This window comes from Pseudomonas sp. B21-059, assembly GCF_026016285.1.
GTDB lineage: Bacteria > Pseudomonadota > Gammaproteobacteria > Pseudomonadales > Pseudomonadaceae > Aquipseudomonas > Aquipseudomonas danubii.
The window spans coordinates 4,494,459-4,510,009 of the sequence record NZ_CP087201.1 but is presented as its reverse complement, the minus strand read 5'-3'; the positions used below and the strand labels follow the sequence as shown (position 1 = coordinate 4,510,009).

Genomic DNA, 15,551 nt, shown 5'->3' with positions numbered 1-15,551 from the left:
TTGCCGGTGAAGGCGTCCTTCAAGGCGCTGCAGGGTCTGCCGGCCCTCTAACCGGCAGGCCCGCTCCTGTGAGGTCGGGCTCAACTTTTGTTTTGGCGTGCCGTTAACGCGGTTATCACGCCAATAAAAAACCAAGAGTGAGCCCACTATGCGCTTGAGCCTGAAGGCCAAAGTCCTGTCCCTGGCGGTACTCCCGGTACTGCTGTTCGCGCTGGTGATCAGCCTGAGCACGGTGTTCATGTTGCGCCAGCAGGCCCAGAAAGAGGTTGAGGAAACCCGTAGTCGTCTGCTGGGCGAGGCCAAGACCACGCTGCAGAGCTATGTCGAAGTCGCCCTGAACACGGTCAAACCCCTGTATGACGCGGCGGCGCCCGGGGATCAGGCAGCCCGGGCCGAGGTGGTCAAGCTGCTGTCGAACATCACTTACGGCAAGGACGGCTACTTCTTTGGCTACGACTCCGAGACCGTGCGCCTGTTCAAGGGCAACAGCCCGGACGGCGTGGGCAAGAGCTTCAAGGACAATCGCGACCCCAACGGCGTTTACGTCAACCGCGAACTGGTGCGTGTGGGCAAGGACGGCAGTCATTACGTGCAATACAGCTCCACTCAGCCGGGTAGCGACGTGCTGGTGCCCAAGCTGGGTTACACCGAGTACTTGCCCAAGTGGGACATGGTGCTGGGCACCTCGGTCAATCTCGACGGCATCGACGCCCAGGTGGCGGCAGTCCAGGACAGCGTCAACCAACGCATGGAAGGCATGGTCCTGAGCATCCTCGGGATCGCCGCGGTGGTGCTGCTGGTGATTGCGGCCCTGGGCCTGCTGGTGGCCAACACCATGCTGCGGCCGCTGAACCTGATGAAGGCCAACCTGGATGACATCGCCGCCGGCGAAGGCGACCTGACCCGGCGTCTGGCGATCACCAGCCAGGACGAACTGGGGGAACTGGCCGGTTCGTTCAACCGTTTTGTCGACAAGATCCACGGTCTGGTGCGCCAGATCACCGAGATGACCGGGCAGCTCACCGAGCTGGTGACCCAGGTTTCGGATCAGGCCCAGCGTTCGGAACAGGCCATGGAGCGTCAGCGTCACGAGACCGATCAGGTGGCCACGGCGATCAATGAAATGTCTTCGGCTGCCCAGGAAGTGGCGCGCAGTGCCCAGGGGGCGGCGGTGGCGGCGCAACAGACCGATGAGGAAGGCCAGGCGGCCAAGCGCGTGGTGGATGGCAGCATCCAGCAGATCCATGCCCTGGTCAGCGATATTCGCAACAGCGGCACTTCCCTGGACAGCTTGCAGCAGGACGTGGCGTCGATCGTCAGCGTGTTGGATGTGATCCGCTCAATCGCCGAGCAGACCAACCTGCTGGCCTTGAACGCGGCCATCGAAGCGGCCCGGGCCGGGGAGGCCGGGCGTGGTTTTGCCGTGGTCGCCGACGAAGTGCGGGCCCTGGCCAGCCGTACCCAGCAAAGCACCCAGGAAATCCAGGGCATGATTGATCGTCTGCAGCAGGGTACTCGGGTGGCGGTGGACGCCATGCGCCGCTCCAGCGATGCCGGCGATGGCACCTCGGTGAAAGCCAACGAGGCCGGTGCTTCGCTGGACACCATGGCCCAGCTGATTGGCACCATCAATTCGATGAACGCACAAATCGCCAGTGCGGCAGAGGAGCAGACCGCGGTGGCTGAGGAGATCAACCGCAGCGTGCACCAGATTGCCGTGGCGGTGGACAGCGTGGCCGATGAAACCCAGCGCGGCGCCCAGACGTCACGCAGTCTGGCGGACCTGGGGCAGCGCCTGGGTCGGTTGGTGGGGCAGTTCCGGATCTGATGTTGTGCTCAGCCAGCCGCCTGGGGCGGCTGGCAAGAGCGCTGCCCCTCAGGCGCTGATGTCGCGCATCAACAGACCAAAGCGCAGGTCCACCTGATCGGGGATCGGCAGGTACACGGTGTGGCCATCCCCCGGGGCGACTTCGATGGTTTCGCCCTTGGCGTTCTGCAGTTCGTGCAGATCGAAATGGAAGTTGCCCTTGGGGGTCATCAGTTCCATGTGATCGCCCAGGGCGAAACGGTTCTTCACCTTCACTTCTGCCAGACGGTCACGGCGTTCGCCGGTGAGTTCGCCGACGAACTGCTGGCGTTCCGACACCGAGCTGCCGTTCTGGTAGTTCTGGTACTCGTCATGTACATGGCGGCGCAGGAAGCCTTCGGTGTAGCCGCGCTGGGCCAGGGACTCCAGATCGTTCATCAGGCTGCGGTCGAACTCGCGCCCGGCCGCCGCGTCGTCGATGGCCCGGCGGTACACCTGGGTGGTGCGCGCGCAGTAGAAGTGGGATTTGGTCCGGCCCTCGATCTTCAGCGAGTGCACACCCATGCGGGTCAGGCGCTCCACGTGCTGCACCGCCCGCAGGTCCTTGGCATTCATGATGTAGGTGCCGTGCTCGTCCTCGAAGGCCGGCATCAGCTCGTCCGGGCGATTGGCTTCCTGGAGCAGGAACACCTGGTCGGTGGGCGCCCCCAGGCCCAGGGTCGGCTCTGGCTGGAAGGTCTGGACGATGTCCCCGAGGTTGTTCTCGGTGGCTGCTTCGGCCTTGTATTTCCAGCGGCAGGCGTTGGTGCAGGTGCCCTGGTTGGCGTCGCGCTTGTTCATGTAGCCCGAGAGCAGGCAGCGTCCGGAATAGGCCATGCACAGGGCGCCGTGGACGAAGACTTCCAGCTCCATGGCCGGCACTTTCTGGCGGATTTCCTCGATTTCTTCCAGGGACAGTTCCCGGGACAGGATGATCCGGGTCAGCCCTTGCAGTTGCCAGAATTCGACGCTGGCCCAGTTCACCGTGTTGGCCTGCACCGAGAGGTGGATCGGCATGGCCGGGAAGTGCCGGCGCACCAGCATGATCAGCCCCGGGTCGGACATGATCAGCGCATCCGGGGCCATCTCGATGACAGGCTCCAGGTCCTTGAGAAAGGTCTTGAGCTTGGCGTTGTGCGGGGCGATGTTGACCACCACGTAGAAACGCTTGCCCTGGGCCTGGGCCTCGCGGATACCGAGGGCCAGGTTGGCGTGGTCGAATTCGTTGTTGCGCACCCGCAGGCTGTAGCGCGGTTGGCCGGCGTACACCGCATCGGCGCCGTAGGCGAAGGCGTAGCGCATGTTTTTCAGGGTGCCGGCGGGGGCCAGGAGTTCGGGCTTGGCGAGGAGCGTCATGGGGCTGTCGGTCGCAAAAGGTCGCGAGGGTAAGCCAGTGCTGGCGGGCATTCATTGATCTGGATCTATGTCTGATGCAGAAAAAAACGCACTCGGCATCACGGCTGCGGACTAACCTCAGGACGCCGTGATGGGGCGTTGACTGATCTGGATCGGACATGAATCAAAACAACCTGCAAAACAAAAGCCTGCTGCTGTTACTGGTCCTGGTGACGGTGGCGTTCATCTGGATTTTGCTGCCGTTCTACGGAGCACTGTTCTGGGCGGTGATCCTGGGCATCGTCTTTGCTCCCTTGCAGCGCCGCCTGCAATTGAAGTTCGGCTGGCCGCGCAATCTCACGGCCTTGTGCACCCTGCTGATCTGCCTGGTGATCGCCATCTTGCCGGTGATCATCACCAGTGTGTTGCTGGTCCAGGAAGGGGCCGAGCTGTACAAGAAGATCGAAAGCGGTCAGTTGGACATCGCCGGCTACCTGGCCCAGTTCAAGCACAGCCTGCCACCCTACTTTCAGCACCTGCTGGATCGCTTGGGCCTTGGCGAGCTCAAGGGCTTGCAGGAGAAGACGGTCAAGAGCGCGATGCAGGGTAGTCAGTACCTGGCGACCCAGGCGTTCAGCTTCGGTCAGGGCACCTTCGAGTTCGTGGTGAGCTTCTTCATCATGCTCTACCTGCTGTTCTTCTTTTTGCGTGATGGCGCCGAACTGGCGCGCAAGATCCGCACCGCCGTGCCCCTGGCCGAGTACCAGAAACGCCGGCTGCAACTGAAGTTCAATCGGGTGGTAAGGGCTACGGTCAAGGGCAATGTGCTGGTGGCGGTGACCCAGGGCGCCCTGGGGGGAATGATCTTCTGGTTCCTGGATATTCCCAGTGCCCTGTTGTGGGCGGTGCTGATGGCATTTCTGTCGTTGCTGCCGGCGGTGGGGGCGGGGATTGTCTGGGGGCCGGTGGCGGCGTACTTCCTGATCAGCGGAGCGATCTGGCAAGGGGTAGTGCTGGGGGTGTTCGGAGTGTTCGTGATCGGCCTGGTGGACAACCTGCTGCGACCCATCCTGGTGGGCAAGGACACCAAGATGCCGGACTACCTGATCCTGATCTCGACCCTGGGCGGGCTGGCGATCTTCGGCCTCAACGGCTTTGTCATCGGGCCCTTGATCGCCGCGCTGTTCATGTCCAGTTGGGCGCTGTTCGTCGAAACCCGGCCTCGGGTGCAGTTGCCTTAGCAGTGGGCCCTGTGCAGATCGAGTTGCCTGGACAGGGCCTGGGCGGCGGGCAGGGAGGTCAGCGGGCCGCTGACGGCTTCGCCGTCGCGTACCAGGTACCAGCAGGCCAGCAAGCCCAGTTCCCTGAGCGACGCGGGGACGGCACTGCCGATGACGGACATGATCTGGACCTTGGGCATGACAACCTCCTCGATGGGCGAGGAGTTACCTTACAAAGCCTCAAGTGCTACGAAAAATCACCCAGTCTGATAGTGGACATTGATGCCGGTGCTAGCGGTTGCGGTGGTTCAGTCCACCACCTGATCGAGCATGTGCAGCACTTCCTGCTCATTGAGCAGGCCCTTGCGCACCAGGTTCTGGGCCAGCAGCGAGAGAAACTTGGCGCAGCGATGGCCTTCCAGATGCTTGAGTTCGGTCAGGGCGTCGTACACCCGGCTGGAGGTGCAGAGGCCTTCGACGCGGTGGGGGTTTTGCGTGGGCATGGGGTCGTCCTTGTTGTTATGGGCCTGTGGCGAGCGGACTGGATCGATCTTGCAGTCCTTGAATGACACAAACATGACAGTCCCGCGTTGCTCAGGGCCGTCGTGGGATCAGCACACTATTCCCGGATTTGCAGGCAAATACTGTTCCAGTCGCGACATTGTTCGGGATTATTCAGACATCCGGGTGATGGCAAAATGCAACAGGCCCCGCTTCGAGGGCGGGGCCTGTGGCTGTTTCAGTGGACGGTTACCAGCGGCCGGGACGTGGGCCGTAGTAGTAATGAGGGTGGCCGTAGTAGCCCCGTGGCGGGCCGTAGTACACCGGCGCCGGGCGGTAGTAGACCGGTTGTTGGACATAGACCGGTGCCGGCTGGTAGTAGACCGGCGGTGGTGGCGCGGCATACACCGGCTGGGGTTGCACATACACCGGCGCCTGCTGCACGTAGACCGGACGATCCTGATTGGCGATCACCGAGCCCACAACGGCTGCACCGACAACTGCGCCCAGTGCCGCGGGGCCGGCCCAGCCACCACCGTGGGCCGATGCCTGGCCGGCGACAGCCAGTGCACCTATGAGCAGGGCAATCTTGGGGATTTTGGAAATCATGGTTGGTCCTCGGTTCAACCCCTGCGTTTATGGTCTGCACCAGACTCAAGAACTGACGCGGGGATACTGCTAAGACAGCGGTTTCTGGAAAATCTGCACAGCCGCTGAGTAAATATTGTGTAAGGTCTGTACCGGCCTCTTTACCGTCATCCCTGGGCGCTGCAGGGGCCTGCAAACCAGCGCCGATATGATCAGGCACAAGGGGCTTGGCTGACCAAGCCCGTCTATCCGAAAGTGCCCAGCGAGGAGATGAATATGCAAATGAACCCCAACAAAGACACCCAGTTGTGCATGTCGCTGTCCGGGCGTCCGGGGAACTTCGGCCTGCGTTTTCACAATCATCTGTACGAGCAGTTGGGGCTCAATTTCTACTACAAGGCCTTCAGCAGTCAGGACCTGCCCGGTGCGGTGCGGGGGATACGTGCGTTGGGGATTCGCGGCTGCGGCGTGTCCATGCCGTTCAAGGAGGACTGCATCGCCCTGGTGGATGAGCTGGATGCCTCGGCCAGGGCCATCGCTTCGATCAACACCATCGTCAACACCGATGGCCACCTGAAGGCCTACAACACCGATTACATTGCCGTGGCTCAGTTGCTGGCCGAGCACGACGTGCCACGGGAATCGACTTTCGCCCTGCGCGGCAGCGGCGGCATGGCCAAGGCGGTGGCCAGTGCCTTGCGTGATGGCGGTTATGCCCAGGGCGTGATCGTCGCGCGCAATGAAGTCACCGGGCGCGCCCTGGCCAGTGCCTTGGGATATGAGTGGCGGGCGGAGTTGGGCAGCCTGCGGCCGCAGATGCTGATCAACGTGACCCCGATCGGCATGAGCGGTGGCCCGCAAGCGCAGCAGCTGGCGTTCGAGGCCGAGGCGATTGCTGCGGCGGACCGGGTGTTCGATGTGGTGGCCGTACCGTCGGAGACGCCGTTGATCTTGCGGGCCAGGGCCGAAGGCAAGCAGGTCATCACCGGGCTGGAGGTGATTGCGATTCAGGCCCTGGAGCAGTTTGTGCTGTATACCGGCGTGCGCCCGAGCGAGGAGCAGTTCCACAAGGCGGTGGCCTTCGCTCGGGCTTGAGCCGGCATTGTCGTCAGCGGCCCATGAGGACGCGTCAGCTCAGCCTTCGAGCTGGGCCAGACGTTCTTCCAGGGCGGCGATCCGCGCTTCCAGTTCTTCGATGCGCTCCACTGAAACCGCGCCGCCGGCGCTGCGCTCCACCGGGTTGCCGCGGGCGGCGAGGATCGCTTCGATATCCGCCGGGTCGCCCAGGGCGTGGGTGTAGCGGTCCTCGCGCTGGCCGGCCTGACGCGGGATGTGCAGGGCCAGGCCCCGGGCGATCAGGCGTTCGAGCTGGTGCAGGACTTGCTCGCTGTCTTCGAAATCGTGCATGCGCCCGCTGCGAGTCAGCAGTTCGTTGACCGTCTGCGGACCGCGCAGAAACATCAGGCCGCACAGGATCAACTGCGCCGGCACCAGTTCCAGGGCCTTGTCCAGGCGCTGTTCCCAGCGGTCGGCGCGGCTGCCCATGACCAACCGAGTGAAGCCCCGGGCCTCAAGGGCGCGCAGGCTCTGGCCGACCTGGCCCTGGGTCAGGTTCATCACCGGTTCGCGGCTGGTTTTCTGATTGCAGGCGATCACCAGGGCATTGAGGGTCAGGGGATAGGTTTCCGGGCTGGTGGCCTGCTTTTCGATCAACGAACCCAGAACGCGGATGTCGGTACTGCTCAGGCGCAGTGCTTCGTTGGGGGTGTCGTGCTCGTTGCTCATAAGTGCTGGTCCCTTGGTCACTGATGGATGAGGTCGTGGAAAACCCGGTGCAGGGCGCGCTAGGGCGGTCTTGAGTTTTCCGTGGCCGAGTCGGCCTTCTTCGAGGGGCTCTGTTTTACCTTCACAAGCCGGTTCTGACCATCAGAACTTGGTGGGGCGGAGATCGGGTTGCGGCGTTCAAGCAAGGCAAGGCCGCCGCGCAGTCGGCGCGGCGGCAGGTTTCAGCTGGATTGCGCAGCTTGTGCCGGTTCGGCTGCGGTCCGCGGCGTGGACGGCGCAGGGGGACTGGTGACGGGTTCCAGGCACCGCTGGGCAAACCGGGCGATGCTGCGCAGGGCGTTCCTGGCAGAGCGCAGATAGAAGGCCTGCAACTGGAAGACATGCCAGCGCCCGTCGTGAATTTCCAGCTGGCAGGGTACGCCGGACGCCCGTGCCCGTTCGGCCAGGCGGAGGGAGTCGGACAGCAGCAGTTCCTGGTCGCCGACCTGGACCAGCATCGGCGGCAGGCCGCGCAGGTCCGCTTCCAGGGGGCGATGTGAAAGCGTCTGCGCAGGGACGGCGTAGGCCTTGAGGGCCTGCTCCAGCCAGTCGCGGCGGATCATCGGGTCGACCGCGGTTCGGGATTGAAGGCGGTCTGCGCCCAGGTCGGGATCGGTAACCGGCGAGAGCAGTATCAGCCCGGCCGCGAACGGCTCGCCGCGTTGCTTCAAGGTCAGCGCCAGTGCCAGCGCCAGGGCGCCCCCGGCAGAGTCACCGGCAATCAGCAGCTGTTGCGCCGCGCAGCCCTGGGCACGGATCGCGTCATAACAGGCCAGGCAGTCGTCCAGCGCGGCCGGGTAGGGATGCTCCGGTGCCAGTCGGTAGTCGGGCGCCCAGACGCGGCAGCCAGTCTCCCTGGCCAGGCGGCTGGTGACGCTGTAGTGGGTGTCCGGGTTGCCCAGGCAGAAGGCGCCGCCGTGCAGGTAGAGGATGACCGCGTTCGAGGTCCGGGCCTTGGGCTCGACGCACTGCACCGCCAACTGACCCAGGCTCGTGCGCTTGCGGGTTACGCCCAGGCCGCCGGGCATCAGCCAGGAGAGAGCGTTGACGAGCTTGCGCTGGCTCACCAGCTGCCGCGGCGGGCCGATCAGGGTCCTGAAACTGGCTCTCAGGAAAAGCCGCAAGAAAGCCGCGTTGCACCGTTCCAGCCAATCCCCGGGTGGGGCCACTCGCTGTCCATCGCTGGGCGAAAACGGCGCGTCCAGGGGGCTGGCAAATCGGTAGGCGGACAGTCCGCCATAGCGGGTCAGCCATCTGTAGCTCCAGGTGAAACCGGGCCAGTTGGTGCTGTTGTGCCCCTGTGCGTCGACATACCAGCTCTGGCAGCCGCTCCACACCGAGGTGGCCAGGCGGCGCTGGATGCGCCACTGAAAACGCTGGTAGGGCGACTCGTCCACCTCCAGCGTTTTCGCCGCGCTTTTGAGCAGCGCCCGGCGGGCCTTGATCACGTGGGATATCTGGCTTTCCAGCATGTGGATGATGGAGTTGTGGCCCAGGTTGGTGTTGGGCCCGTAGAGCATGAAGAAGTTGGGGAAGCCGGGCACGCTGAGCCCCAGGTAGGCTGCCGCGCCATGTTGCCAGGCCTGGTTCAGGTCGACCCCGCCGCGGCCGCTGATGCGCATCGGCGAAAGGAATTCGGTGGCGGCGAAGCCGGTGCCATAGATGATGGCGTCCACCGGGTGCTGCTGGCCGTCGAGGGTTGTGATGCCGTGCTCGGTAATGCGCTCGATGCCCTGGGTCAACAGCTCGACATGGGGCTTGGCGAAGGTTTTCAGGTAGTCGTTGGACAGCAGGATGCGTTTGCAGCCGATGGGATAGTCCGGGGTCATGCGCTGGCGCAGTTCGGGGTTGGGCACCGAGGCATTCAGCAGCTTGCGAAAAGGAATACCGACCACCCATTGGGTCAGGCTCTTGAGGCGGGTAAAGCCCAGGGCCCGGGATTCGAAATGCAGGTAGTGGGCGGCGCGCACCAGTTTGGCCCATAGCGGATGGCGGGCGAATCGCTGTTTTTCCTCCGGGCGGTAGGCGCGGTCGGCCTTGGGCATGATGTAGGCCGGGGAGCGTTGGAAGACCTTGAGCGCGGCCACCTGATCGGCGATCTGCGGAACGAACTGGATGGCCGAGGCGCCGGTGCCGATCACCGCCACCCGCTTGTTGGCCAGAGGGTAGTGATGGTCCCAGGCTGCGGAGTGGAATACATGACCCTGGAAACTGTCCAGGCCCGGCAGATTGGGCAGGGCGGGGCGGCTCAGTTGGCCAGTGGCGCTGATCAGCAGGCGGCTGAAGTGCGCCTGGCCATCGCGGCAGATGACCTGCCAGCAACTGCTGGTTTCATCGAACCGGGCGTGGCGCACTTCGCTGCCAAAGTGGATGTGGCGCAGCAGGTCGTAGCGCTGGGCGCAATGCTGCAGGTAGTCGTGGATCTCTGCCTGGGGGGCGAAAACCCGGGACCAGTTCGGGTTGGGCTCGAAGGAAAACGAGTACAGGTGCGAAGGCACGTCGCAGGCGGCGCCGGGGTAGGTGTTGTCGCGCCAGACGCCACCAACGTCCTGGCCTTTCTCAAGAAGGATGAACTGATCGACCCCGGCCTTGCGCAGGGCGATGGCCATGCCCAGGCCGCCGAAGCCGCTGCCGATGATCAGGGCCTCAAGGGGCGCGGTTGAGCTGGAGGGTGGGGTACAGGCAGGTGCTGATTGGGGCATGACGACCTCGTTGTTATTGTTGTGCGGCACTGGGTTGATCCTCCCGAGGCCACGTCCTTGTTTCTGTGGTGCAGCCCCGATCAGTGAAGCATGCAGGGAATAAAGTGCAGGCCCCATGCTGTAACGGGACAAGTGCTTTAGTATTTGGGCCAAATCAGCGGTTCATGAGTCCGGCCCATGAGTATCCAGACCTACACCCGAGGACCTTCCAGCGCCTTGCTGCTGGTGAGCTTCGGCCGCGAAAAGGGCTTGCCAGTGGCGAGTTTGCTGGCCGGTTCGGGGTTGTCCCTGGAGCAGTTGCAGGACCCCAACAGCCTGTTGACGGCGGCTCAGGAACTGCAACTGGTGAGCAATCTGCTGGGTTTGCTGGGCAATCCCCGGGGCTTGGGTTACGTCGTGGGCGCGCGCTATCACTTCTCCAGCTACGGCCTGTTTGGCTATGGCCTGATCAGCAGTACGACCGCGGCGGATGCCTTGAACCTGGCCTTGCGCTTCTTACCCCTGACTTATGCCTTTGCCACGATCGGCTATCGAGTGGAGCAGGAGCTGGGCGTGCTGACGTTTGCTGAGCCTGCGGTGGCGGACCCGGCGGTACGGGAGTTTCTGCTGCAGCGGGACATGGCCGCTGCGGCGGTATTGATGAAGGAGATTGTGGGCCCGGACTTTCGCCTGACGCGGTTTACCCGGTGCAATGGCCGTCCTGTGGCGCGCAGCACGGGGGAGGTGGAGCAGATCCTGGGCCTGAGTCCCGCCTATCGGGCCGAGCAGCATGGCCTGGCCTTCGACCGGCGCTTCCTGACCCGGGCCTTGCCCCAGGCCAATCCACTGACGGTGTCGATGTGCGAGCAGATGTGTGCACAGTTGCTGGAGCGTCGTTCAGCGCCTCAGGGGGCTACGGCCCTGGTGCGCCAGTATCTTGAGGCCGCCCCCTCCGGCAGCGTACCGGACCTGCCGAGCATGGCGCGGTTGAGTCGGACCAGCGTGCGCACCCTCAAGCGTCGTTTGCAGGAGGAGGGCACGTCGTACCGGCAATTACAGAGCCAGCACCGCAGCGCCCGGGCCTTGGAGCTATTGGGCAACCCGGCCTTGAGCCTGACGCAGATCGCCGAGCGGCTGGGCTTCAGCGACCTGTCGAGTTTTTCCCAGAGCTTCAAGCGCTGGTTTGGCGTCGCGCCCAGCGCCTATCGCCAAGGGCCGCCGGGATAAAGGCCCCGGGGTCGGCCGCTGTGGCTATAATCCCTGCTCGTTGTATTTCCGCCATCCATGTCGAGACTGTCATGACTATTTCCCTGTACGCCGCTTCCGTTCCTGTCTTCAAGCAAATGCTCAACGCCTTGAGCGATGTACTGCACAAGGCCGAAGCTCACGCCACGGCGAAGAATATCGAACCCAATGCCCTGCTCCAGGCGCGCCTGTATCCGGACATGTTCCCGCTGGTGCGTCAGGTGCAGATCGCCGTGGACTTCGCCAAGGGCGTGTCGGCTCGCCTGGCCGAGGTCGAGCTGCCCAAGTACGACGATACTGAAGTCACCTTCGCCGACCTGCAGGCGCTGATTGCCAAGGTCCTGGCCTTTATCGAAGGCATCCAGCCTTCGCAGATCGACGGCAAGGAAGGCATCGAGATCGTCACCCGTCCGGGCACTCCGAAAGAGAAGCGCTTCAGTGGCCAGTCCTACCTGCTGACCTACGGCCTGCCGCAGTTCTTCTTCCACGTCACCACCACCTACGCGATCCTGCGTCACAACGGTGTGGAAGTGGGCAAGCGCGACTACATGGGCGCGTTCTAAGGCGTCCTGCTGAAGAGCGGCACGAGCCTTTCAGCACGCATAAAAAAGCCCGGCCAGGTTGACCCTGGCCGGGCTTTTTAGTGGCCGTGAATCAGGCTGAGGCTTGCGCCTTGTCTTCCTGGGCCATGCACGCGGCGGCGGTGAAGAGCACGTCGGTGGAGGAGTTCAGCGCAGTTTCCGCCGAGTCCTGCAGCACGCCGATGATGAAGCCCACGGCCACCACCTGCATGGCGATTTCGCTAGGGATGCCGAACAGGCTGCAGGCCAGTGGAATCAGCAGCAGCGAGCCACCGGCGACACCGGAAGCGCCGCAAGCGCAGATCGCTGCCACCACACTGAGGAGCACGGCGGTCGGCAGGTCGACGGCGATGCCCAGGGTGTGCACGGCGGCCAGGGTCAGCACGGTGATAGTGATCGCCGCGCCGGCCATGTTGATGGTGGCGCCCAGGGGGATGGACACCGAATAGGTGTCTTCATGCAGGCCCAGGCGCTTGCTCAGCTCCAGGTTGACTGGAATGTTGGCCGCCGAACTGCGGGTGAAGAACGCGGTGATGCCGCTCTCGCGCAGGCAGGTCAGTACCAGTGGGAAGGGGTTGCGGCGGATCTTCCAGAACACGATCAGCGGGTTCATCACCAGGGCCACGAACAGCATGCAGCCGATCAGTACCGCCAGCAGGTGCAGGTAGCCCAGCAGCGCATCGAAGCCTGAAGTGGCCAGGGTCGAGGCCACCAGGCCGAAAATCCCCAGGGGTGCGAAGCGGATCACCACACGCACGATGACGGTGACCCCGTTGGACAGGTCGTCGAGCACCGTGCGGGTGGTCTGGCCGGCGTGGCGGATGGCCACGCCCATGCCGATGGCCCAGGCCAGGATACCGATGAAGTTGGCGTTCATCAGGGCGCTGACCGGGTTGTCCACCACACTCAGCAGCAGGCTTTGCAGCACTTCGCTGATGCCGCCGGGAGCGGTGATGGCGACGTCCTGGGTCGACAGCACCAGGGCGGAAGGGAACAGGCTGCTGGCGATCACGGCTACCACGGCGGCAGCGAAGGTGCCCAGCAGGTAGAGCACCAGGATCGGCCGGATATGGGTTTCCTGGCCGTGCTTGTGGTTGGCGATTGAGGCCATCACCAGCACGAACACCAGGATCGGCGCCACGGCCTTGAGCGCCGAGACGAAGACCTTGCCAATGAAGGTGGTGGACTTCGCGGCCTCGGGTGCCAGCAGGGCCAGGGCGATACCGGCAATCAGGCCGATAACGATCTGCGTGACCAGGCTGAGGCGTTTGAGGGATTGCAGAAAGGAAGGGGGGGAAGCGCTCATAGCGGTATCTCTGTTTATTTTAATGTGCAGTGCATGCCGGGTACCCCGGGCCTAAAGTGGCCCGGGCTGCAGCGGCACCCATGGCTGCGGTGGTCAATGGCAACCGGCGATCGGGCGACTTGAGTGGCTGTGCGCGATCAGGCCTGTTTTTGGCAGGGGGCGGACTTTATCACAGCAGCCAGTGCTTCCCGCGTCGATGTGACGATCTGCCACTTGGCGCAGCAAGAAAAGCGGCGACGTGGCGGTTGCCCTGACCCGTACTCACTCTGTTAACATTCGCCACCCCCTTTTCCTATCCAGTCAGCGGGCCCTTCGGGCTATCGCTGCTGTCGCCGTTTCTGGAGTTCTTGATGTTGTTGCCCATCCTGCTGTTGTCGGCCGCGGGTTTTACCGTGCTGACCACGGAATTCATCATCGTCGGCCTGTTGCCGTCGATTGCCCGGGACTTGCAGGTCAGCGTGTCCCAGGCCGGTTTGCTGGTGACCCTGTTCGCATTCACCGTCGCCGCTTTCGGGCCCTTCCTGACCGCCTACTTCGCGCGTTTTCCGCGCAAGCAGCTGTTTATCAGCGTGCTGTTGATGTTTGGCCTGGCCAATACCCTGGCGGCGCTCGCGCCGAATATCTGGGTGATGTCCCTGGCGCGACTGGTGCCGGCCCTGGGGTTGCCGGTGTTCTGGGCCCTGGCCAGCGAAACGGCAGTGGATATCGTCGGCCCGGACTATGCCGGGCGCGCCATTGCCAAGATCGGCTTCGGCATTGTTTGCGCCACGGTGTTCGGGATTCCCGTGGGCACCCTGATCGCCGATGCCTTTGGCTGGCGCAGCGCCTTTGGCCTCCTCGCTGTGGTGGCCTTCGGCAAGGCCTTGCTGCTGTGGGTCTACCTGCCGACAACCAAGCCGCATAACCAACAGGCAAGCCTGCGTTCGCAGTTTCGCATCCTGCGCAGCCCGCTGATGCAGGGGCATGTACTGCTGTCGATTCTGGTGTTCAGCGGCATGTTCACTGCCTATACCTACCTGGCGGATATTCTCGAGCGCCTGGCGGGCTTTAACGGCACCGTGGTGGGCTGGTGCCTGATGGGCTTTGGCGCGGTGGGGTTGATCGGCAATTCCCTGGGCGGCCGGGCTGTGGACCGGCATCCGCTGATCGCTTCCATGGTGTTCTGTGGGTTGATGATCGGCGGCATGCTGGCCTTGGTGCCGAGCATTCATTCGACCCTGGGGTTGGCGGCAGCCATGGGTGTCTGGGGCGTGACCCAGGCAGCCCTGTTCCTGGTCAGCCATGTGCGGCTGATCAAGGCGGCGCCGCAAGCGCCGGCGTTCGCTGCGTCGCTGAACATCGCCGGGGCCAACCTGGGGATCGGCCTGGGGGCTATGGTCGGCGGTCGGGTGATCGACACCTTGGGGCTGGGTAGCCTGGGATTTGCAGCGTCCTGCTTCATTGTGCTGTCCATTGCCCTGGCGTTGCTGCTGATGAAGCTCAAGGCGCCGCACGCCTGTCCTTCCTGATCAGTGGTTGATGGAGGTGAACAGTTCCCGTCGGGCGCCTTCGGTAATGGCGACAATGCCGGGGTGCTTGACCTTGCGCTCCACGGAAATGGCGTAGAACGATTCGGTCACGGCATCGGTCTGGCCAATCAGATGCACGCCGTACTGTTGCCGGACCTCATCGGCAATCACGCTGGGGGCGATAAAGATCCCACTGCCGGACTGGCCGAAGGCCTGCATCAGAGCGCTGTCATCGAATTCGCCGATGATGCGCGGTTGCAATTGCTGTTCGGCGAACCAGCGCAGTAGGCGGCTGCGGACCACGGTTTCCTGGCCCGGGATCAGCAGCGGGGCGCCGTGCAGGCCCCGGGGAAAGTCCGTGCCGTGCAATCGCGCCAGTTCCTCGGTGGCGAAGAAACTGACGCCACATTCTCCGAGTTTCTGGCTGTAGCCCTTGATGTCCAGATGCGAGGGCATGGGGCTGTCGGAGATCACCAGGTCCAGGCGCTGGATGGCCAGGTCTGCCAGCAGGCGCTCTAGTTTGTCTTCGCGGCAGGTCAGGCGAATCGGGTCGCTGAGTTCCATGGTGGGCGCGATCAGGCGATAGACGATGGACTTGGGCACCACGTCTGCCACGCCGACGCGGAATTGGATCTGTTGCTCGTCGGGTCTGGCCCGAAGCATGGCTTCCAGTTCACCACCGAGCTGGAACATCTGTTCGGCGTAGGGCAGGGCCTGGCGCCCGGCTTCGCTCAGTTCCAGTTGGCGTCCGACCCGGTGAAACAGTTCGATGCCATAGGTCTGCTCCAGCAGGCTGATCTGGCCGCTGATGGTTTGTGGAGTCAGGTTGAGCTGCTCGCAGGCGCGGACGATGCTGCCGGTCTTGGCTACAACCCAGAAATAATGCAGTTGTCGGTAGTTGAGCATGGCGACTATC

Annotated in this window: 14 protein-coding genes and 1 pseudogene; 7 read left to right on the top strand and 8 right to left on the bottom strand. The window is 63.6% G+C overall.

Features of this window, described 5'->3' with window-relative positions:
* Positions 1 to 148: 148 nt before the first annotated feature.
* A pseudogene (locus LOY69_RS30615) lies at positions 149 to 922 on the top strand (cache domain-containing protein); the annotation flags it as partial.
* A gap of 84 nt (positions 923 to 1,006) precedes the next feature.
* Positions 1,007 to 1,828 carry a methyl-accepting chemotaxis protein gene (locus LOY69_RS30610; protein ID WP_372342511.1) on the top strand — a complete coding sequence of 274 codons (822 nt, stop codon included), beginning with the start codon at positions 1,007 to 1,009 and terminating at the stop codon, positions 1,826 to 1,828.
* Between the two features lie 48 nt (positions 1,829 to 1,876).
* Here LOY69_RS30610 and yegQ read toward each other — a convergent pair whose 3' ends face one another.
* Positions 1,877 to 3,202 carry a tRNA 5-hydroxyuridine modification protein YegQ gene (gene yegQ, locus LOY69_RS19855; RefSeq protein WP_102881845.1) on the bottom strand — a complete coding sequence of 442 codons (1,326 nt, stop codon included), beginning with the start codon at positions 3,200 to 3,202 and terminating at the stop codon, positions 1,877 to 1,879.
* Positions 3,203 to 3,360: 158 nt separating this feature from the next.
* Here yegQ and LOY69_RS19850 point away from each other — a divergent pair, with 158 nt between their 5' ends.
* Positions 3,361 to 4,422, top strand: a complete 1,062-nt coding sequence (locus LOY69_RS19850) for an AI-2E family transporter (protein ID WP_102881844.1) — start codon at positions 3,361 to 3,363, stop codon at positions 4,420 to 4,422.
* Here the strand turns inward: LOY69_RS19850 and LOY69_RS19845 are convergent.
* The 3 genes from LOY69_RS19845 to LOY69_RS19835 all read right to left on the bottom strand — a co-directional run bounded on the left by LOY69_RS19845 (position 4,419) and on the right by LOY69_RS19835 (position 5,511).
* Entirely contained in the window at positions 4,419 to 4,601 is a 183-nt protein-coding gene (locus LOY69_RS19845) for a hypothetical protein (protein WP_102881843.1), read from the bottom strand. The two genes, LOY69_RS19850 and LOY69_RS19845, sit on opposite strands and share 4 nt — an antisense overlap.
* Before the next feature lie 108 nt (positions 4,602 to 4,709).
* Entirely contained in the window at positions 4,710 to 4,904 is a 195-nt protein-coding gene (locus LOY69_RS19840) for a hypothetical protein (RefSeq protein ID WP_102864963.1), read from the bottom strand.
* Positions 4,905 to 5,151: 247 nt separating this feature from the next.
* Entirely contained in the window at positions 5,152 to 5,511 is a 360-nt protein-coding gene (locus LOY69_RS19835; protein ID WP_102864638.1) for a hypothetical protein, read from the bottom strand.
* Positions 5,512 to 5,766: 255 nt separating this feature from the next.
* Between LOY69_RS19835 and LOY69_RS19830 the strand changes: the two genes are divergently transcribed.
* Positions 5,767 to 6,585, top strand: coding sequence for a shikimate 5-dehydrogenase (locus LOY69_RS19830; RefSeq protein WP_110652863.1), 819 nt, complete (start codon positions 5,767 to 5,769; stop codon positions 6,583 to 6,585).
* A 39-nt stretch (positions 6,586 to 6,624) separates the two neighbouring features.
* Here the strand turns inward: LOY69_RS19830 and LOY69_RS19825 are convergent, their stop codons facing one another.
* Positions 6,625 to 7,275 (bottom strand): YceH family protein, encoded by a 651-nt coding sequence (locus tag LOY69_RS19825; RefSeq protein ID WP_110596161.1) that lies wholly within the window; start codon positions 7,273 to 7,275, stop codon positions 6,625 to 6,627.
* A gap of 221 nt (positions 7,276 to 7,496) precedes the next feature.
* Positions 7,497 to 10,016, bottom strand: coding sequence for a flavin-containing monooxygenase (locus LOY69_RS19820; RefSeq protein WP_265073474.1), 2,520 nt, complete (start codon positions 10,014 to 10,016; stop codon positions 7,497 to 7,499).
* Between the two features lie 177 nt (positions 10,017 to 10,193).
* Here LOY69_RS19820 and LOY69_RS19815 point away from each other — a divergent pair, with 177 nt between their 5' ends.
* Both LOY69_RS19815 and LOY69_RS19810 read left to right on the top strand, forming a co-directional pair.
* Entirely contained in the window at positions 10,194 to 11,222 is a 1,029-nt protein-coding gene (locus LOY69_RS19815; protein ID WP_102881840.1) for an AraC family transcriptional regulator, read from the top strand.
* A 71-nt stretch (positions 11,223 to 11,293) separates the two neighbouring features.
* Positions 11,294 to 11,803, top strand: coding sequence for a DUF1993 family protein (locus LOY69_RS19810; RefSeq protein WP_102864642.1), 510 nt, complete (start codon positions 11,294 to 11,296; stop codon positions 11,801 to 11,803).
* 91 nt (positions 11,804 to 11,894) lie between these two features.
* Here LOY69_RS19810 and sstT read toward each other — a convergent pair whose 3' ends face one another.
* A complete protein-coding gene (sstT, locus tag LOY69_RS19805; RefSeq protein ID WP_102881839.1) occupies positions 11,895 to 13,127 on the bottom strand; it encodes a serine/threonine transporter SstT in 1,233 nt (410 codons plus the stop codon).
* A 350-nt stretch (positions 13,128 to 13,477) separates the two neighbouring features.
* Between sstT and LOY69_RS19800 the strand changes: the two genes are divergently transcribed.
* On the top strand, positions 13,478 to 14,635 hold the full coding sequence (locus LOY69_RS19800) for an MFS transporter (RefSeq protein ID WP_110596159.1): 1,158 nt from the start codon (positions 13,478 to 13,480) through the stop codon (positions 14,633 to 14,635).
* Here the strand turns inward: LOY69_RS19800 and nhaR are convergent, their stop codons facing one another.
* Positions 14,636 to 15,541 carry a transcriptional activator NhaR gene (gene nhaR, locus LOY69_RS19795; RefSeq protein ID WP_265073473.1) on the bottom strand — a complete coding sequence of 302 codons (906 nt, stop codon included), beginning with the start codon at positions 15,539 to 15,541 and terminating at the stop codon, positions 14,636 to 14,638.
* Positions 15,542 to 15,551 lie beyond the last annotated feature (10 nt).